The sequence below is a fragment of the Candidatus Bathyarchaeota archaeon genome (assembly GCA_029882535.1).
Lineage (GTDB): Archaea > Thermoproteota > Bathyarchaeia > Bathyarchaeales > SOJC01 > JAOUKM01.
This window is the reverse complement of the sequence record JAOUKM010000001.1, coordinates 43,909-63,119: the sequence shown is the minus strand read 5'-3', so window position 1 is coordinate 63,119 and position 19,211 is coordinate 43,909. Positions and strand designations below refer to the sequence as shown.

General features: G+C 42.3%; 17 protein-coding genes. 5 read left to right on the top strand and 12 right to left on the bottom strand.

What is annotated here, in order from left to right; all coding sequences use genetic code 11:
- Nucleotides 1–4: 4 nt before the first annotated feature.
- Nucleotides 5–1,000 (top strand): dTDP-glucose 4,6-dehydratase, encoded by a 996-nt coding sequence (rfbB, locus tag OEX01_00350; protein ID MDH5447444.1) that lies wholly within the window; start codon nucleotides 5–7, stop codon nucleotides 998–1,000.
- Between the two features lie 99 nt (nucleotides 1,001–1,099).
- Nucleotides 1,100–2,683 (top strand): oligosaccharide flippase family protein, encoded by a 1,584-nt coding sequence (locus tag OEX01_00345; protein ID MDH5447443.1) that lies wholly within the window; start codon nucleotides 1,100–1,102, stop codon nucleotides 2,681–2,683.
- Nucleotides 2,684–2,979: 296 nt separating this feature from the next.
- On the opposite strand, the gene OEX01_00340 is transcribed toward OEX01_00345, so the two are convergent.
- The 12 genes from OEX01_00340 to OEX01_00285 all read right to left on the bottom strand — a co-directional run bounded on the left by OEX01_00340 (nucleotide 2,980) and on the right by OEX01_00285 (nucleotide 15,227).
- Nucleotides 2,980–3,591, bottom strand: a complete 612-nt coding sequence (locus OEX01_00340) for a class I SAM-dependent methyltransferase (protein ID MDH5447442.1) — start codon at nucleotides 3,589–3,591, stop codon at nucleotides 2,980–2,982.
- Between the two features lie 223 nt (nucleotides 3,592–3,814).
- Nucleotides 3,815–4,732, bottom strand: a complete 918-nt coding sequence (locus tag OEX01_00335) for a glycosyltransferase family 2 protein (GenBank protein ID MDH5447441.1) — start codon at nucleotides 4,730–4,732, stop codon at nucleotides 3,815–3,817.
- A gap of 682 nt (nucleotides 4,733–5,414) precedes the next feature.
- Entirely contained in the window at nucleotides 5,415–6,203 is a 789-nt protein-coding gene (locus OEX01_00330) for a glycosyltransferase family 2 protein (protein ID MDH5447440.1), read from the bottom strand.
- 100 nt (nucleotides 6,204–6,303) lie between these two features.
- The gene (locus OEX01_00325; protein ID MDH5447439.1) at nucleotides 6,304–7,224 is read right to left on the bottom strand and encodes a hypothetical protein; all 921 of its coding nucleotides are present in this window, start codon (nucleotides 7,222–7,224) and stop codon (nucleotides 6,304–6,306) included.
- Between the two features lie 129 nt (nucleotides 7,225–7,353).
- Nucleotides 7,354–8,094: a hypothetical protein gene (locus OEX01_00320; protein MDH5447438.1), complete on the bottom strand. Its 741-nt coding sequence runs from the start codon at nucleotides 8,092–8,094 to the stop codon at nucleotides 7,354–7,356.
- 135 nt (nucleotides 8,095–8,229) lie between these two features.
- A complete protein-coding gene (locus OEX01_00315; protein ID MDH5447437.1) occupies nucleotides 8,230–9,207 on the bottom strand; it encodes a DUF354 domain-containing protein in 978 nt (325 codons plus the stop codon).
- Entirely contained in the window at nucleotides 9,204–9,698 is a 495-nt protein-coding gene (locus OEX01_00310; protein ID MDH5447436.1) for an HAD hydrolase-like protein, read from the bottom strand. Before OEX01_00310 ends, OEX01_00315 begins: the two co-directional genes overlap by 4 nt.
- Nucleotides 9,695–10,771, bottom strand: a complete 1,077-nt coding sequence (locus tag OEX01_00305) for an ATP-grasp domain-containing protein (protein MDH5447435.1) — start codon at nucleotides 10,769–10,771, stop codon at nucleotides 9,695–9,697. Before OEX01_00305 ends, OEX01_00310 begins: the two co-directional genes overlap by 4 nt.
- Nucleotides 10,765–11,631 (bottom strand): hypothetical protein, encoded by an 867-nt coding sequence (locus tag OEX01_00300; GenBank protein ID MDH5447434.1) that lies wholly within the window; start codon nucleotides 11,629–11,631, stop codon nucleotides 10,765–10,767. The genes OEX01_00305 and OEX01_00300 overlap by 7 nt, the downstream gene beginning before the upstream one ends.
- A gap of 11 nt (nucleotides 11,632–11,642) precedes the next feature.
- A complete protein-coding gene (locus OEX01_00295) occupies nucleotides 11,643–13,850 on the bottom strand; it encodes a hypothetical protein (GenBank protein ID MDH5447433.1) in 2,208 nt (735 codons plus the stop codon).
- Nucleotides 13,851–13,904: 54 nt separating this feature from the next.
- A complete protein-coding gene (gcvT, locus tag OEX01_00290; GenBank protein ID MDH5447432.1) occupies nucleotides 13,905–15,041 on the bottom strand; it encodes a glycine cleavage system aminomethyltransferase GcvT in 1,137 nt (378 codons plus the stop codon).
- A 21-nt stretch (nucleotides 15,042–15,062) separates the two neighbouring features.
- Nucleotides 15,063–15,227: a hypothetical protein gene (locus OEX01_00285; GenBank protein ID MDH5447431.1), complete on the bottom strand. Its 165-nt coding sequence runs from the start codon at nucleotides 15,225–15,227 to the stop codon at nucleotides 15,063–15,065.
- 247 nt (nucleotides 15,228–15,474) lie between these two features.
- Between OEX01_00285 and OEX01_00280 the strand changes: the two genes are divergently transcribed.
- From OEX01_00280 to OEX01_00270, 3 genes are all read left to right on the top strand, one after another.
- Nucleotides 15,475–16,812, top strand: a complete 1,338-nt coding sequence (locus OEX01_00280; GenBank protein MDH5447430.1) for a metallophosphoesterase family protein — start codon at nucleotides 15,475–15,477, stop codon at nucleotides 16,810–16,812.
- A 70-nt stretch (nucleotides 16,813–16,882) separates the two neighbouring features.
- Complete coding sequence (gene topA, locus OEX01_00275) at nucleotides 16,883–19,030, top strand: DNA topoisomerase I (protein MDH5447429.1); 2,148 nt, start codon at nucleotides 16,883–16,885, stop codon at nucleotides 19,028–19,030.
- The gene (locus OEX01_00270; GenBank protein MDH5447428.1) at nucleotides 18,996–19,208 is read left to right on the top strand and encodes a hypothetical protein; all 213 of its coding nucleotides are present in this window, start codon (nucleotides 18,996–18,998) and stop codon (nucleotides 19,206–19,208) included. The genes topA and OEX01_00270 overlap by 35 nt, the downstream gene beginning before the upstream one ends.
- The last annotated feature ends 3 nt before the right edge of the window (nucleotides 19,209–19,211 follow it).

Sequence of the window (19,211 nt, the reverse complement as noted above, 5' to 3'; positions counted from 1 at the left end):
AAAAATGAAAGTCTTAGTAACGGGCGGTGCAGGCTTCATCGGCAGCAACTTCATAAGACATACGTTATCAAACTACGACGACATAGAAATCGTCAACTTCGACTTGCTTACCTACGCAGGTAGGCTTGAGAACTTGCAGGATGTGAAGGACGATTCACGCTACAGGTTTGTTCATGGAGATATTCGAGAGAGAAAGACAGTAGAGCCTTTGGTGAAGGAAAAATTTGACTTAATAGTGAATTTCGCGGCTGAAACCCACGTTGACAGAAGTGTCGTAGAGGCAGGTTCCTTTGTTTTAACAGACGCATACGGAACTTACATTCTTTTAGACGCCGCAAGAAAATTTGACGTTGAAAGGTTTGTGCAGATTTCCACCGACGAAGTCTACGGCAGCATAAAGGGCGGGTCTTTCAAAGAAACAGACATTCTAGACCCATCCAGCCCCTACTCTGCAAGCAAAGCCTCAGGAGACCACATTGCCCTAGCCTTCCACAAAACATACGGGCTTCCACTGGTTGTCACTCGCAGCTCCAACAACTACGGACCATTCCAATACCCTGAAAAACTCATTCCGAAACTTATACTGCGCGCCCTCCACAACCAACCTTTACCCATCTATGGCGACGGAAGACAAGTTAGAGATTGGCTATATGTGACAGACAACTGTGCAGCCATAGACCTTGTGGCTCATGAAGGAGGAGCTGGAGATGTCTATAACATCGCTTCTGGTGAAGAACGTATGAATATTGAAGTCGCAAAAGGCATTTTGAAAATAGTGGAAAAACCAGAAAGTTTGATCAAGCCTGTTTCTGACAGACCTGGTCATGACCGCAGATACTCGCTGGATACTGCTAAAATAAGGGCGCTTGGATGGGAACCAAAGTTTGGTTTTGCTGAAGGCTTAGAAAAGACGGTTAATTGGTATTTGAATAACGAATGGTGGTGGTGTCCTCTGCTGAAAGACGAATTCTTCAAAGCTGATAGTCCATGGCTCATCTAATTCTTGTTTGCAAGTGCCAAAATTTACTATGGATAGTTTGGCGTGAATTTTAAATCATTTAAATTGTATTCTATTCTGTTAAGATGGTGAAAATGTTCATTGACTGAAGATATAAGTCCTCAAACACACGTTGCAAGAGGCGCAACCTTCATCTTTGTTCAAGGTTTCCTAAACGCGGCACTAGGAGTGCTTTATGTTTGGTTCCTTCTGCACACAAAGGAGATAGCAGGACAAATTTTATTCACTGAAGCGGATTTCGGCATGTATACTATGCTAAGCTTCATCCTAACACTAACCTCGACATTGGGAATTTTTGCTCTTCGATCGGCTTCTGTCAGGTACATTGCCCATTATCTTGCAAAGGGGGAAAAGGACGAGGCAAGATCAGTAGTGACTCGCGTTCTACAGGTTTCTGTGGTAACTTCATTAACTATAGCAGTCTTGATCTTTGTCTTGGCTGGAGTGCTATCCAACATTTTCGGTATCTCTGTTCTTATTTTCCAGCTTCTCCCCCTGTCTTCTTTTATTCAGATATTCTATTTTCAAACGCAAGGCTTCTTACAAGGTCTGCAAAAGATACGTGAAATTGCGATCATAGGCATATTCTATACCGTGGTTCAATACTCTGTTGCCACTCTTCTGGTTTACGCAGGATTTGGGATTCTTGGAATAGTCATAGGCTGGGTATTCGCTCTTGTTTTGTCATGCTCAACAAGCTTTTTTATTGCGTTTCGTAACATTTCTCCCTCGGCACATGCCCATAAACTTAAACCGCTTTTAGTGTTTTCTTTCCCGATTTATGTCTCTGCACTTTTGGTCTTCATTGTGGGTTGGGTGGATCAGATTTTGGTTTTTCCTTTTCTAGGCACGGAGGCTCTTGGAGTGTATAGTATTGCCGTTAGAGCTTCTGTGGTTTCTAACTTGGTTTCGGTTGCGATAACTGTTGCTCTCTTTCCAAAATTGTCGGAGATGCATTCGATGTTAGGAGTTGACAGTTTGAAAGACGCTTTTAAGACCTCAACGCGGTACGCTGCCCTCTTAGGGTTCCCCATATCCCTGATGGTAGCGACTTTAGCCTATCCAATAATTGTCCTGTTTGCCACCGTGAGATACGTGGGTGCTGTGCTTCCGTTGGCTGTCATGTGTATAGCCTCGCTTCCAGCTGTTTTAGGTTCAGCTATTTTTCCCACGCTTTACACGCTGAAACGAACGAAAGTTGCTTCTTCAATTACAGCAATCGTTATTGTCTTAGAAGCATTTCTTTCATACGTTTCTTTAGCCTATTTAAACGCGGACTTGACAGGGGTGGCGCTTTCAAGGTTTTTTGCTGCACTTGCAGGGTTTAGTTTAGGAGCATATGTGCTCTGGTCGAGTCTCAAGATAGATTTCGACAAAGAGGCAATATGGAAGTCGGCAACGGCGTCTATCACCATGGTTCTATCACTTTTCTCATTGGAACTTCTGAGGGCAATCATCGACCCCTTGTCTTATCAGTTTCTTGTTCTACGTTTACGTCTGCTTCCCGTTTACGCAGTTGTAGGTGTGGTTGTGCATCTTCTTTCTTTGATCGCATTGAAAGCTATGAAAAAGCGAGACATAGAGTTACTACATGATTATCTTCCATCGCGCCTCCGTTGGATAGCTGACTTGTTTAGTCGTATTGCCCGTGTAAAAGAAGTGTGAGATTTAGCCTATAAAAGACTATACTTGGACAAATACCTCAACGTTGAATTCCCTCAGCTTCGCGCACGCACTTGGTTGTTAGACTTTGGATTTTTACGACAATTTAATCGGTCGAACTAAGGACGATTACCGCAACCTACATCGAGTGTAGTCATATGACCCCTCCTTAGCTCCATTTGATATCAGCTTCTTGAATATATGTACGTTTTGTTGTCTACAGAAGCTTTAATTATGTTCCAAGTTGCTCCATCTAACCCTATTATTAAAGCTTTTGACATGTGTGGGGTTATTCTTTATCAGCTTAGATATCCCACTGCAGTTAGTTCTGAGTTTTGAAATATAGGCATATAAATCATTATTCTTTTTAAAACGAAATTTATTATATGAGATATTTTCCCTTTTCTGCGTAGTCTCAATGGCTGACGGTTAATGTGTACTTCAGCTTTTGCGCAAACTTTTTTTACTAGAGTTTGCAGCGTCCATTTGCTCCAAGAATAAAGATGTGGTCCGAATTCACCATATATCCTTGAGATTTTTAAATCTGGAACTATGATAATTAGTTTCTTTTTCGCTACCCTACTCCATTCTTGTAGTGCGATTAATGGGTAGTCTAGGTGTTCCAGAACGTGATGTGAGTATACTATTTCAATACTGTCGTCTTTGAATGGTAGATAGTGTGCATCACATATGACGAAGTTTGGTATTTTCTTTGTTTTTATTTTTTTGTCTCCTGCGTTTCTGTGTTCTGTCGATTCTACGAACAAATCACAATTGATTGTTCCATGTGGGTCGTTTCCACAACCAACATTAAGAATTGAACGTTTGTCGACAACCTTTGGGCGTCCTATTGTTTTATAGGGCGTCGTATAAGACTCTGTGATACCTTCAAGCTTTTCAACGGATTCCATGTTAAACACCTATACAATCCTGTTCCTCATTCTGTCCTGAGACCAAGAAATCCGATTCTGAGTTAGACCCCATATTTTATACTTCTGAATTCCAAATATGAATTGAAAATACACACGCCAAAGGTTTAAAGCAACAGGTTTTAACAACTATGGTTGGAAAGACTAAGAGCTTATAACTTGCGCGCACGCCAATTTTGACTTGTGATTTTCTCCTTTTAGGCGATTATGATGTTCTGTTTGTCCCCATCATTCCCTTAAGAATGTTAAGTCGAATCAACAGATAGATATAAACCACTTCAGGAGCGTTCTTCTTGAACGCAATCTGCAACCCTCTAACTGGACTAAAAAAGAATCGAAGCACGTTGCGTGTGACATCAGCAGGTTTGTCATATAATACATTGGACGTTCGTCTATGACACGCTCCATACCAGTAATAATGAGCAAGTTCGTCTTTCAAGTCATCACGCAAATGGATTGACGTTATAGTATAATCAACCTTCCACCTAAAGCCCGCTGAGATCACATTTTTAGCTAGAAAAGTATCCACTCCAGCCGACACTGACAGCGAAGGAAAACCGCCAAGCTTCCTAATTATCTTCGTTTTGTAAATCGTGTTGTCCAAAGTTTTGGCGTTAAAGAGATCCGCTTTTTCCATGTCAATACGTTGGTAACGCTTAAGCGTATATTCTTGAAGCCTTCTCAAAGCTTTTGGTTGGTTTGGCACACGAACTCCAGAAGCTATCACCACCGTTTTGTCTTCCAGAAGGCTCGGAATTTTCTGCCACCAATCTTTTGCCAGAAGCAGGTCTTGTTCAAAACTTATGAAGAAATCGGTCGTAACATGTTGAAGAGCAGTGTTTGCTCCACTACAAATGCCTTTCCCTTCATTAAAGAAAACTTGCCAACCAAAAGACTTGGCAATCTCTCGAGTATTATCTACGCTGTGGTCATCAATCAAAATACGGTTGTTAACAAAGCCTTCAGGTATAACCTCATCAATTCGTTTCAAAACAAGAGGTAGAGTTTTGGAACCGTTTTTTGCCCACATAACTAAGTCAACTTTATGCAGATATGTATGGATGTATATGTTTTTGTTGTGTGTTTTTATGATGTTTTGAGGTTTTTCAAGAGATAACACCATTTTGAACACTCTACAGTCTGCCTGCTTTGAATTCTTTCAGTTCTAGTTATTATTCTGTATTGTGAATTCAGAATCAGTATTGGAACTAAGTTTGATCTGGTTAACACTTTGGCTCGTAAAACAAGTACAGCTTTGGAAAAATGAGTAATGGCAAAACAGTTTGGCAAGCACAATTGCGAGTATTTTGGTATTGCTACAGAATATTTTTCTAGAATCTATAAATCATAAGAAGAACTGAGTCTTAATAAAGATTGGATTCCGAAGGAGAACTAAGTATCATTGAAGGTTCCAATAATAGCTCTGGATGGTTTAGAATACGATTTGGTAGTCAAAGAGAGAATGCGGTTCCTGTTACGAAAGACCTATGGAAAAATGCGTGCGCACGCAATATGACTGATTTCTTTCCCAAAATATTAAAGTGGGCTGAATTAAATTGATTCTTTACGTGTTAAGTAGATTAACCTTAAAGTCTGCCGCACTGTTTGATAAGATTCACCCTTTTCTATGTTATTTACTAGTGCCTTTCGCGATGTTTTAAATTCCGCTCACAAATGTGCATGCGCTAAAAATACGACTTCTTAGTGGCATACACTAACAAAACCATTAAACTATTTTTATGAGTTCTTAACTCTTGTGTCTATTATAACTGTAATTTCGGTTGGGATTATAAAGAAGTTGCGTGCTATTTTAATAGTTTAATGAACGCCTTGAAGTTTGTAAACTGCTTTGCCTGATAATACCTCATGAACCTCTTCAAATCAGGGTCTTCAAGTCTGTAAGGGCTGGTTAAGTACGAATAGAATAGTTTGACAGATTTTGCTTTTGCTTTCCGTAACCCCATGACACATTTTCCCAGCATGTATGGGAGTGAATATCCAAGTTCCCTCATTGCATATCCATAATCTGCCTTATACTGCTTAGTCGGTCTAAGCGTGGTCATCACAACGTCGTGAAGACATTTAACTTCAAGCCCCAGGCTTTGAGCCTTAAGCAACGGATAAGTTTCGTAAGTGTAGTTCAATGGGAATTTTTTGATGTATTTGTTCCAAAACCATGTTTTATATTTTCGTCCAGTAGCGCGAGGGTGATTTTCTCGGCTGTACTCACCCTCAATGCGGCCAGAGGCGATTACAAGGTGTGGAGTTTTTTCCATGCGTGTTGTCAAGTCTTCGATATAGTTCTCTGGGAGGATCGTGTCAGGGTTATGCTGCATCATGTAGTCACATGATGGTGGAGGCGGAAAAGCGTGGTTCATGACTTCTGCCATTTTGTAGGCGAGTTCAGGCGTTGTAACGTAGTTCCTGTGTTGCTTAGTTAGCGTAATCACATCAACTCCGAACCGCTCACATATCTTTTGAGTGTTGTCTGTTGATGCGTCGTTAATGACTAGTATTTTTTGTGGGCGCAACGTTTGGTTTAAGAGGTTGGCTAGGCATTTTGGCAGATTTTCTTCCTCGTTTCTGGCAGGCATGAAAACGTAAACTTTTGCCATTTTCTTAGCAATCACCGGACAGGTTAACTAGCTGAAAAGTGTGATAAAAACATTTTAAAGTCTGCTGCGTTGTTTTTTCTCAAATAAACGAATCAAGATAAGCCTCTATCCGGTTCCATGTTTGTTGAATTGGTTCGTTCGTGTTGACTGTTGGATAGTTTAGCATCACCGCTATTTTTTTGAATTCCTTTCTTTCAAGTTCATACTGCTCAATCGTGTATCGTGGGTGCTTCTCTCTTTTCTCCACTCTCTCGAAAGCGACTTCTGCAGGCAAGTCGAAAACCATGCCGATTTGTGGCCTTATCAAAGTGGAAAGCCTAAAAAGAAAACGCGTGTTGTATCCAAGAGCTTTATGTTTAACGCAGTTGTCCCAGATAAAACGGTCGCAAACCACGCATTCCCGCTCGGCGATGCGCGGAAGCACTCTAAGGATGTAAAATATGACGTTGTCAACAAGAGCCACGTAAGGTCTAATGAGCGAAAACTTGCTAGTCTTGGCTATAGGGACCCTGTTTCCTGCTGCTCGACTTGGTTTTCCTCCACTTTTTTTCAAGCCTGAAAGCTTGCCTAGAAAGAGGTATCTGTGAAACGGTAGTATTTCGCATGTTATTCCTTTGCCTTTTAACCAAGAAGAAATGTTGCGGGCGTGCGTTGACTTTCCAGTGGCATCGATACCAGTCAGCACAATAACCCCTTTATGCTTGTACAGCCTCCTCATAGCCTCGTCATTTGCAAAAACACCAAGTAGAACGAACAGAAACCCAAGCACTGCAGAAAGAGGCGAGAAAAAACCTATCAACGCAGCTCCAATCGACGCAAACAAAACTCTTAGGACATTTGGCAGTTCATTGAGGTACGAAATTCCTTTTCTAACTGATAGAATTGTAACCACTAAGCCGAAGACTATCGGCGGAACCAGTATTATCAAAGCCTTAGATACTGGGAAAAGCATTTCCAAGACTATGAGCGACACAGATAACAGTATCACTATGGCTTTCATTTTCAAACCAGAATGCCTCCGCGGACCAATGTGTTATAGCTCTGCCGCTTTGAAGAAAAACAGCTTCTAATGCTTAGCGACGTGTATAGGTTCTTCATCTATTGCATAGCACCTATCTAACAAGCGAGTTTACTTTGATTCTACTTCTTTTTTCCGTTTTTCGTTTGATTCCAGAATAGCCTTAACAAAAGGGGACGGATACAACTCTTTCAGCAACTCGGCGTTTGGAATAACACAGTGTCCTGTTATAACTCCAGGATAGAACACCGGCCGCAGATGCCTTCCTCCAGAATCTCTCTCGTTTGTTCTGAAAAACTCGATTACCTCTTCCTCTTTGAGATGGAATTTTTCGCAGATTCTGTGGATTTCTTGAAACCATGTAATCATGAGTCCGTAGTAGGTGGTGTTGAGGACTTTCATGAATTCTGTTTCCAACGGGGAACTGCATACGTGTGTTTTGAAGCCTAACGATTGGTAATATTTTTCTGCTATCTTCCCAAATTCCGGTTTTGCGGGTCCAATAAACTTCGTGTAGGTGAAGTATGCCCATTTGAACCCGTCGGATTTTCTTCCCCTCACAGGGCTGTGACAAACTGGATTTTGCGTTTTTTCGTAGATTTTACTTGTTGTGAAGGGGAGAACTGTGCTTTCTATAATGGTCAGTTTAGGATTGAACTTGTTCACATAATTGGCCGTAGTCTCCACAAAATCTACACTATAGGGGAAGCAAATGTGCATCACGTCAACGGGGGCATGAACCTCTTTAGGCTCAATGTCTAGCCCTTCTGCACTATAAATTCCCTTAACAATTTCCAGAAGAGGCGCACCTATCTCTCCCAGCCCGATAACTAGAACTTTTTCAACTCTCATACGCCTTTTAACTCCATGAATACTTTATTGTAAGATGTGGACGTTCCACTCTATTTAGCTCTTATGGATTGCAGAATTTGATAGAAATGCCGCTTTTAAAAACTCAAACTTTGTTTCGACATCTTTTCAGCAATGTCAGAGCTTCTCTCTAATGGTTTTTTCAACATAGTCGACTGGATTTTCAAGCTGTTCTAGACGTTCTTTAACGTCCCATTTTCGACTTACATATTTCTTCGCTAGTTTTAGAGCTTCACTCGGCTCCACCGTGAATAATGGGAATCCCCCCTTGAAAATATAATCATTGACGTAAGACGCTCCAAAAGTGCGAATCACTATGCTCAGAGTCCCCTGCAACGCGGCTTCCCTAGAAATAGTTCCCCCAACACTCACTACCAGATCTGCGGTAGCTGAAAGACTGACAGAATCAACAAATTTTTGCGGAACAATCAACCCGCGTCTGGAGCTTCTGCTATATCGTGGAATAAACATCACATTTCCAAGGGAGACAAGTTTCTGTGCTATCTGTTCCGTGGCGTCGTGTTTTCCTTTGGCGTAAGATGCCATGGTTTCCATTTGTCTAACAACGATTAGGGGCTTTTCGTACTCGTCGGGTCTAGCCTTGTAGCCCTTCACCCAAGCCACCTCGTCCACTCCGTCAAACTGGACGATTCTCTTAACTCCAAAGCTCTCATATTCCCGTGGAGGGATTGCCTTGGAAGCGATTAAGACATTGACTAGTGGCAGTGCAAGTTTGTTTGCCGCAATGGCATGGGGGGCATCAGCCGTTGATATTGTAGGTACGCCCAATCCGAAAGCAACTCGACACAAGTCGATAGACCCGTGAGAGACAGCATAATCTGGTGGTTCGTTCTCGAACATTTCACAAAAAGCGAGTTGACGCTTCAAGCTTTCTTTCAGTCTCGACTGAGGTGAAGAGGGGGAATACTTGCCCACAACTTTGAACTTTTCGCCAAGCAGTTTGGATAATGCAAGTGTATCGGGGTGTTTTCTGGTGGTGAGTATGACTTCGTGTCCTGAAGCTTTGAGCCGTTGGGCTATGGCAACTCCATATCTTACGTGTTTTCCAGTACACGCATCATACCAGACTTTCAAGCCATCACCCTTAAGAATTTGCAACCGACTTGTTTAGCTGAGTCTTCATCGCTGTCTCTATCTCCGACCACGAGCACGCTGTGGGGCTTCAAGCCTATTTCGTCTATGGCTTTTCTTAATTGTCTTACTCTATCTATCTCATCTTCCCTAGTGACTATGACATTAAAAGATAGGTGAAAGTGGTCAAGAATCTTTCTGACAACAGTCTTACCTTGCATGGTAACTAACGCCACGGGCTTATTGCATTGTTTTTTGTATATTTTCATTCCTTCCTCGTTGGCGCTCATGTTCGGTAACGCTTTCAATTCAGCACATTCCCAAAGTTTATAAACTTTCTCCCGTGACTTACCATCTAACTTCTTAACAGTTTTAGTTAACGGTTTAACTCTCGAAATCCTTAGCGCTCTCTTTATCTCTTCATACAATGGCTCATAATCTATAGGAAGCTTAACCAATGTTTCTTCCAAATCAAAAATTACGCCATAAATCATTTGTACATTGCCCCAACCACTTTTCCTGCCTTTACAAGTCTTGCTGGCGCATCGATGTGTCTGACCCAGTAGAGTTCTTGTGGCAGAATGTTATGTTTGGGAACATTGGGCATGTGTTCTCGGTAGGCTAGTTTAACGTAGAGGTAGGGGAAGTTGGCGTGATAATTCTTTAGCATTTTCTTGCTCGCATAGGAGAAAAAAAATGAAGTAGTGAACATTCGTCCAGCGTTGATTTCCGTTGCACACGGAATTCCCTTATCATTTTCCTTCAAGTCTACACAGGCAATACCATTGAAGTTCGGGTCGATTGCTAGCACAGCTTCGGTGGCGATTTCGTTGACCTCGTCATCGTGGATTGTTCGTTGAACAGAAGGTGTTCCAGTGATTCCTGAAGGGGCGAGATGAGGATAAATGTATTGAACTCGTTCTCTAGCCATGGAAGTGACGAGTCTGCTATCTTTCCATAGGCTGTGAAACGCAACGTTTCTTCCTTGCAAATGCTCTTGGGCTATGAATTCCCATCCTTTGTTACGGGATTTCCAGTAGCTGATCCACGACAACGCCGTTTCTAGACTGCTCGCAGGAGTGCTTCCTTTTCCTCCCGCACCTCGTTTGGCTCTTATCCAAAGGGGCGCCCCAAGCTCTTCAAAAGCCTTTTCAACGTCGCCTTCGTTCCTTAACTCAACGGTTTTTGCTACAGGAATGCCTTTTCCTTTCCACTTTTCAGCCGACTCAAGTTTGTCTTGGCAAATGCGCACTGTGCCTTTTGAAGGGAGGAAGGTGTTTGCGTTAAGCTTTTCTCTGGTCTCTGAAATCGTTTTCACTTCAACGTCTGGTTGTGGATGGACAAAATCAATTTTTTCTTTTTCAATGATTTCGTTTATCTTGTCGATGTAATCAGAAGCTGTTGCCTTCGGGACAACGCTTACTTTATCAGTAACGGCTAGATTAGCGTAGTACTGGTTCGCTTCGGCGCCCACCAAGAACATCTTCTCAGGCGCAATTCTCAACGACTGCGTGAAGTTTACTCCAGCTGGGCCGCCGGCGCCTGTTATCAAGATTCTTTTTACCATATGAACCACACAAAAACCGCTATGAAAGTAGAGAGTGCCACGAGCAACGAAACGGCTAACACTAGTTTTCGCTCGGATAAAGGTCTATAGTGAGCGATTAACGTTAGTAAGCTGCGCTTGCTATCTGAACGTAGCTTGCTTCCTTCTAGAATGAGGTGGGCAGTTTTGCCGAAGAGGAAAACGTTTAGCAGTATTAGGAAGGAGTTGAAGATGAAGGGCAGAATTGAAATTAGCAATGTCTGTTCGTTGTTGACAATAATGGCGTATGAGGCGACCGTGATGCCAATGGCGAAGGAACCTGTATTACCCACAAAAATTTTACCAAAAAAATTGAAAACAGCCAAAACAAGATAGACGGCTAGTGGAACAAAAAGCAAAACGCTTCGATTAGATGTAAGCATTAGACCAATCAAAACAATAGAAGGGCAGATTGTTTCCAATCCATTTAGTCCGCCAAGCTGATTTATAGCGTTGGTGGCAACGGTTACGATTAACGGAATTACTGCAAAGTAGAATAGTGTTTCTCCTAAGGGAAAACCGTTGAAATGAAACTGACTGAAATCAACTTTACCAAAAATGTAAGTTGCCATTATAGGATTTCCTTCTCGTAGCACAACAAGTGGCAAAGACGCAAATACCGGAAGGAATGCTTTGTATCGCCATCTCAAATCCATCCAGTCGTCAAGGAGCCCCATAAATCCGCCGAACAAAATACAGCCAGCCAAGGGTAAAGCTGCTGTAAAGTCAAAGTAGTAGAGCAGAAAAAGGTATACTGCGCTAACTATGACATAGATTACGCCGAGTCCGTTGTGAATTAAAGGCTTATTTGGCTTATGTTGATCGATAGCTTTGGGAAACAAGTTCTTCTCCTTCAAGCGGTGGGGTAGTTAATTTCATAAAGACAAACTAACGCGTGAAGATAGATCGTTTGGTCTTCATACGTTCCAAGGGATGCTACGGGGTTTCCAGGTGAGAAGTAGGCGACTTTAAAGTATTTTAGCTGAGGCAATTCTACAGAAGAGACTATGTGATGTTTTCCAGCTTGCATCAACTTGTAAACGGTTGTGTTCTTTCCTTGGGCATTCCACACCCACTGATTTTCCGTGATATACCCAAACGTATTATTCTGCCCTTGGTCTCCCCACTCATGGTAAAATCCAGATGCTACAGTTTGGTTGGCGATTCTAGCCATCCATCTCCATTTTCCTTCGTCTCCGTAGCCTTGGTCGCCGCCTAAGCTGTTGAATGTTGTGAAGACAAGGATATGTGTCGGGGGGCCATCTGGACCGTTGAACTGTTCTTTCAGGATTTTTATGGCTTGAGTTTCGTTAGACATGAATACTTCACCTATTAATCCTATGTGTGTAGAATTGAAAGTGGCGTTGTCTGCAAGAGAAGTTCGATTTCCCTTCACCGAAATCCAATACCCATAGTCCCACCAACTGCAAATAATTGCTTTTTCTGGAAGGTTAAATTGCATCCAACTGAGCATCTTAGTCCACTCTTCTATTGGTTCTCCCGGCTTTATTGGAACGCTTGCAGCAAGTATTGTAGATGGCGAGTATGCATGACTATACACACTTACTTCTCCTCCACGCATAGGAAAGGCATAGGTCACAGTTAAAAGTAAGAACATAAGGATGAGAACTGATCCGCTGAATTCTTTTCCAACACGTCCAGTAATGTATCTCTTTCCTGACGGTAGTTTTGGCGTCCTTTTCATTATGGCCATGAAGGGTCTCAACAAGTTTACTATTCCAATTGCCATTAAGATGGTGAATGCAGGTGCTAGCAATATGGTTAATCGGACCATGGAAGAAGCAAAGTACAATGTTGTTATACCAAAAATTATGATGAAAAGGTTCCGATTTGTAAGGTCTCTTATTGCAAAAAATAAGCCTAATGCGAAAAATAGGACACCTATACCGTAGTCATAGTATATGGAGCCCCAAGCGGTGAGTCTGTGCTCTTGAACCGACTGGTATATTTCTGATGCTTCCCTCTGCAGCGGGTCAACCACGCGAATAAATTTTCCCGCAATCGAACCCATATATCCAAAATACGATAGAGCTAGGAATCCCCCTATTAATGTTGCAAAGAAAATCACTGTTAAGATGATTTTTCTTTTTTGGGTTCTTGTGGCGCTTAGTATTTCATTGAGGCATAGCAAACCGAAGACACCTAGCACCGGCAGGACTGCCATTGTCGTAAGGTATGTAGTGGAGTTTTTGGGGATGTTGATGGCTAGGAACAAACCGAGACCGAATGTTAGGCTGTATGAAATAAGTAGCCGGCGTGAGTAACGTTTGATTAAAATTAAGACAAAAACGAAGAGAGTTGCCATCGCGATTGGGTAAAGTGCCGCTCCCCATGAGGCGGTTATGTAGCCGAGCGTCAAACCAGCGGTGACCGCGTAGATTATGGAGTGTTTTCGGGAGCGTTCCTTGTCTAAGGCTCTGAGAAACAAGAAGGTAAAGAGGAGGATAGCCCCTATCCCAACTGTTTCATCATCGAAGAAGCCTGCGGCGGTTCTTGTGATGTGGGACGCATTTAATGCGAGGAAGAAGGCAGAGAGAAGGCCTACAGTTTTGCCTCCGATATCGTTTCCCAAGAAATAGGCCATCAAACACGCCAACGCTCCGAAAATTGCTGGGAATATTATGCAAAAATGATAGAGTGATATAGGCACGCCTAAGATGGAGAGTATGTTGTATAAGGTTGCGGCGGTTAGGGGAAGGCCTGGGAAAGCTGCGCGTCCTATTGATACTTCAAGAGGATACCATCGGTTAGATTCTCGTGTTGTCCACGTCAACCAGTCGAAGTATCCGTCTTTTACTATTTTTTCTGTAAATTGATATTGAAAGTATGGGTCGAATTCTGAGAGCTCGAGTCCCCAGCGGATAGGGAACAGTCTTATGGAGAAGGCGATAAAGAAAATAAGCGTTAATGCTGAAATTGTAAGTAGTGTAGAGCGAGAAACAGGGATTCTTAAGTTTGATAGACCATGCAGGGCATCCACAATTTTTTGCCGTGTTATTAAGCTTCTAAGGTCCAATGGCAACGTCTCCCTTTTGCTCAAACAAGTTGATAGAACTCTTTTATTTCCCTTGCGGTTTTCGGAAATAATTTAGCATCATTGTTTTCTCGCGTAACCGTATTGATTGGTGTCATAGAATGGTGGTTTGACAATTTCAGCTTTTCTTTGTTTATTTCTAATCTTTACGTCAACTTTTTCTCCTTCAATTGCATGCTCTGTTTGAACGTAGACCATAGCAATGCCGTATTTTAGTAGTGGCGAGAAGGTTCCGCTTGTTACGTAGCCTATTTTCTTTCCATCTTTGAAGACTTCATGTTTGGAGCGTAGAATTCCTGCTTCAAGCATTTTTAGACCGATGCGCTTTTTCTTTATTCCTTCAGCTTTTTGCTTGAGCAATGCTTCTTTGCCTACGAAATTTTCTTTCTTCAGCTTCACCACGAAACTTATTCTTGCCTCTAGGGGTGTGGTGTTTTCGTCTATGTCGTTGCCATAGAGGCACAAGCCCGCTTCTAGCCTCAAAGTGTCTCTAGCGCCCAAGCCGCAGGGCTCGATATTGAATTCTTTCCCTGCTTCAAGAACGGCGTTCCATGCTTTAACTGCTTTTTCCGGGTTTGAAACAGGGGTGTCCCAGATGAATACTTCGAATCCGTCTTCGCCTGTGTAGCCTGTTCTTGACATGAAAGTCTCAAGACCTGAAAGTTTTGTCCATCCGCATTTGAATCGTTTAATTTCGTCCAAGTCTCCTGTGGAGATTTTCTGCAGTGTTTCTTGGGCTTTTGGTCCTTGAACTGCGAACATGGCTATGTTGTCTGACACATCTTCTATTTTCACGTTGAACTGGTTTGCTTGTTTTGTTAGCCATTGGTAGTTTTTGTCCCTGTTGGCGGCGTTATATACCATAAAGAACTTGTCTTTTGCTTGTCGTGAGATGACAAAGTCGTCTTTTATTCCGCCTTTTTCATTGCACATGGTTGAGTAGTGGGCACTTAACGGTTCTAGCTTGGATACATTATTTGTTGTTACGTAGTTGAGGAATTCTTCCGTGTCTTTTCCAGTTATTATTACCCTTCCCATGTGAGTTACGTCAAAAATGCCGACGCTGTTTCTTACAGCTAGATGTTCTGGAATTATGCCTTTGTACCAGACTGGCATTTCAAATTCTGTAAAGGAGATTATTTTGCCGTTTCGGGCGTGAAAATTGTAGAGGTGAGTCTTTTTTCCTTGCTTGCTCAAGTGATGACACCTTTCAATTTCCTATTTTGCTGGTTTAACTTCAACATCTATGGGTATGAAAGACAGTTTCCTGTCGCATTTTGGGCATTTTCCGTTGTATTTGTGTATAATTTCGTCCGGTGGTTTCAATTCTGGGCCTTCATATAAAGTATAACCGCATTTTTGACAAAAAACTTTTTGAGGCATAAATATTATCCCTTGTGTTGGTCCAGAATGAACAGATGGGGCAAACTATTTATGTCTTCTCATAAGCCTTAATGAGATTTAGGAGTGTGTGCGCCTCTTCTAAGCTCTCCTAGGTTTTATTTATTTCCAAACAGGTAGCTAATAAGCTCCGGATATGACTAGAAGGATTGGGCCTTTTCCTTTTTTATCGAAAGTTAAATCTTTCATAGCTACTAATCTGTTAGTATTTAATAACACATGCATGTGGATGAACATGATTAAAGGGGAAAGCTTTCGTCTAACAATTGGCTTGATACTAGCTGCATTTGTAGTATTTGCGCCTTTGTTCTGCGAGGAAAGTATTGCTGAAAAGCTAGACTTGCCGATCCATATACATTTGACTTGGCAATACAACAACATGTCTAGCACGATAACCGTAACTTGGCAAACTAGAGATTCAGACTCGGGGAACACAGTCGCTTATGACAACGTTTCGCGGAATAGTGCCCCTTCACTTTACCGATATTCGGTTATAGGAACAAATCACACATATCCCGGGGCTTCAGGCGGCATACATGACGTGGAACTGTCAGGTTTGAAACCGAATTCAACATATTATTTCGTTTGCGGAGGAGAAAAAGGGGGATACAGCGATGAACGAAGTTTCCGAACAGCGCCAATCCACTCTTCCCACCTAAGGTTTGTAGTCGGTGGGGATTCCAGAACCAACTGGTCACAACGTGACAACATATCTAGGGGTATGAGCAAGTTTAATCCAAGTTTTGTGCTATTTAGCGGAGACCTCGTGACTTCTGGCTACAACCAAACCATGTGGGACAGTTTTTTCGAAGGTTTACATTCATATTGGATTGGAAGCAACAGTTTGACTATACCCATCATACCATGTCTCGGAAATCACGAACAGAACGCCACCAATTATTATGAACAGTTTGCTCTGCCTGGTAACGAGCAGTGGTACTCACTCAATTGGGGAAAATATGTGCATATAACCGTCCTAAACAGTGAGGCTGACCCATCAAGTGCACAACTTGACTGGTTAGAAAATGACCTAGCATCTCATGGAAACTATGCTTGGAAGTTTGTCCTATTTCATCAACCACCGTTCTCTTCTGGCAAGCACGATTCCTGGACTGAAGGTCAAGAATACTGGTGTCCTCTATTCGACAAATATCATGTTGATATTGTTTTTGCAGGGCATGACCATAATTACGAACGTTCAAAGCCAATTAACTATACAGCATCCAAAACTTCCCCACAAGACACTTACTCTAAAGGAACAATGTACATAATTTCCGGCGGCTGGGGAGCACCTTTATACTCTAACGGATCAAATTGGTGGACCGATTACTCTTCAAGTATACATCACTTCGTATTAGTAGATATTTTCACTAACGGAACGCTTAACCTCTATGCTAAAGATGTTTCTGGGTCAACATTCGATGAGGTTATTCAAAAAGTACCCGTTATACCAGAGTTTCCATGGAACAACATCCTGCCAATTTTAGTCGTGGCAACACTACTAGCAATAGTTCGGAAAAAACTGAGTTCTTTTTATAGAGGCCAAACATATTCGAAATATAATTAGCATTTCGTAATTATTTTTGTTGCAATAACCGTTTGGCTTTTTGTTATCTTTTGGCGAAAGAGTAAAGTAAATGAAAAGGGTGAAATTTGCAAGTCTTGAGGGCGCCTTTATGGGAAAGTATACTTTGATCGTCGCTGAAAAACCGACTGCTGCTGAACGTATTGCCAAAGCTCTGGACAAGAAGAGCAAGCCGAAGGTGCATAAAGAAAAAGGCGTTCCGTATTTCGTTGCTGAGAGAGATAAGACGATTGTTGTTGTTTCAGCCCTTGGGCATCTTTACACCGTTGCCAAAGGAAAAGGCGGAAGATCTCACTATCCGATTTTCAAGTTTGAATGGGCTCCTCGATACTTGGTTGAGAAAGGCGCTCAACGAACCAAGGTGTGGATTGAAACCATTTCCAATCTGGCTTTGAATGCCGACGTGTTTATAGATGCTTGCGACTATGACATCGAAGGCAGCCTCATCGGCTACAGCATCCTCAACTATGCTTGTGGCAAGGCAGATGTTGCTAAACGAATGAAATATTCCACGCTGACAAAAACCGAGCTAGAACAAGCCTACAACCATCCTTTGCCAGCACTTGATTTCAGTCTCATAGAAGCCGGGAAAGCTAGGCACGAAGTAGACTGGCTTTATGGCATAAACCTTTCAAGAGCACTGACTTCAGCGTTTAAACGAGCAAGCGGCAGATACGCAACTCTAAGCACAGGCAGAGTGCAAGGTCCAGCTTTGCGGTTTTTAGTCTTAAGAGAGGATTCCATCGCCTGCTTTGTTCCCACACCCTATTGGATCGTCAAAGCCCAAGTTGAAGTGCAAGGTAAGCTTTACGAAGCAGGATACGAAAAGAAAACGATAGAGAACAAAGCAGAAGCAGATGAAATAGTTGGAGCTTGCAAGGGAAGGACAGGTGAAATAGCGAGAATTGAAGAAAAAACATTTAGACAAAACCCTCCAGTTCCCTTTGACTTAGGCACACTGCAAAACGAAGCCTATCGCCTCTTCGGCTACAATCCGAGACGAACAACCAACCTAGCTGAACGCCTTTACCTAGGCGCGTTAATTTCCTATCCAAGAACAAGCAGCCAAAAACTACCACCTACAATCAACTACAAATCCATTCTTACTGGGTTGCACAGAAAATCAACTTATAGTAAACTAGCTTCAGAACTACTTAGACTTGAAAGACTGAGGCCTAAAGAAGGCAAAAAAGAAGACTCTGCACACCCAGCCGTCTACCCAACGGGCAATCTGCCAGAACGCAGACTAGCTGTTTCTGAACGGAAACTTTGGGACTTGATTGTGAGACGCTTTATGGCGGTGTTCGGCGAACCTGCTACAAAACAAAGCGTGAAGGTTGAGATTGACTTGAATGACTACCGCTTTTTCTTGTCTGGCCGCAAAGTTCTCAAGGAAGGATGGATACGCTTCTACAAGCCATACGTTCGCTTTGATGAAGTCTTACTTCCAGATGTTGAAGAAGACGAAAAGGTCAAAGTAAAAAATGTAATTTGTGAAGACAAATTCACTAAGCCGCCGCCCCGCTATAACCCCAACAGTCTTCTCAAAAAGATGGAAACAGAGGGAATTGGCACCAAAGCCACAAGAGCAGACATAATTCAAACACTTTACAATAGAAAATATATTACACAAGAAAGCATCAGAGTAACAGAACTAGGCAAAGGTGTCACAGAAACCCTCCAAAAACACGCTCCCACAATAGTTTCAGTCAAGCTAACACGAGAACTTGAAGAAAAAATGCAACGCATCCAAGACAATGAAGAAAAACGAGAAAACGTCCTTGCAGAAGCTATTAATCGTTTGAAACTAGTGTTGGAAGAACTTGAAAGCCGAGAGGAGACGATAGGTCAAGTTCTAAGTGAAGCTGTTAGACAGTCAAAGCCGCAAGAGCGTATAGTTGGCGACTGCCCAACGTGTGAAACGGGCAAACTCGTAATCCTCCGCTCCCGTAAAACTGGCAAACGTTTCGTCGGATGCACCAACTACTTCAAAGGCAGCTGCAAAACCTCTTCTCCCCTCCCTCAACGTGGCACAGTGAAACCAACGGGAAGAACTTGTAGCGTCTGTGATTGGCCAACGGTTATAGTCTTTATGAGAGGACGAAGGTCTTGGAGATTGTGCCTAAATCCTGTTTGTCCCAGAAAAGAAGAGAGGAAGAAACGTGTTGAAATGCAAAATTTGCGGCAAAGAAGCCGTTAATAAGGACCATTGCGCTCTCCACGACAAGGCACATCAAAACTTGATGGAGCAATTTGAAACTTGGATAAAAGCGTTAGACATTTCGTGGAAAGATTATCTGAACGAGATTGTTAAGAATCCTTTTACAGGGACGAAAGCCAAAGAGGTTGCAGAAACTTTGCTCTCAAAAGAACAATAAAAC

Bases quoted from the DNA above. Each gene is read 5' to 3' on its own strand.
- rfbB (MDH5447444.1), top strand. From the start codon at position 5: ATGAAAGTCTTAGTAACGGGCGGTGCAGGCTTCATCGGCAGCAACTTC.
- OEX01_00340 (MDH5447442.1), bottom strand. From the start codon at position 3,591: ATGGAATCCGTTGAAAAGCTTGAAGGTATCACAGAGTCTTATACGACG.
- OEX01_00335 (MDH5447441.1), bottom strand. From the start codon at position 4,732: ATGGTGTTATCTCTTGAAAAACCTCAAAACATCATAAAAACACACAAC.
- OEX01_00330 (MDH5447440.1), bottom strand. From the start codon at position 6,203: ATGCCTGCCAGAAACGAGGAAGAAAATCTGCCAAAATGCCTAGCCAAC.
- OEX01_00325 (MDH5447439.1), bottom strand. From the start codon at position 7,224: ATGAAAGCCATAGTGATACTGTTATCTGTGTCGCTCATAGTCTTGGAA.
- OEX01_00320 (MDH5447438.1), bottom strand. From the start codon at position 8,094: ATGAGAGTTGAAAAAGTTCTAGTTATCGGGCTGGGAGAGATAGGTGCG.
- OEX01_00310 (MDH5447436.1), bottom strand. From the start codon at position 9,698: ATGATTTATGGCGTAATTTTTGATTTGGAAGAAACATTGGTTAAGCTT.
- OEX01_00305 (MDH5447435.1), bottom strand. From the start codon at position 10,771: ATGGTAAAAAGAATCTTGATAACAGGCGCCGGCGGCCCAGCTGGAGTA.
- OEX01_00285 (MDH5447431.1), bottom strand. From the start codon at position 15,227: ATGCCTCAAAAAGTTTTTTGTCAAAAATGCGGTTATACTTTATATGAA.
- OEX01_00280 (MDH5447430.1), top strand. From the start codon at position 15,475: ATGAACATGATTAAAGGGGAAAGCTTTCGTCTAACAATTGGCTTGATA.
- topA (MDH5447429.1), top strand. From the start codon at position 16,883: ATGAAAAGGGTGAAATTTGCAAGTCTTGAGGGCGCCTTTATGGGAAAG.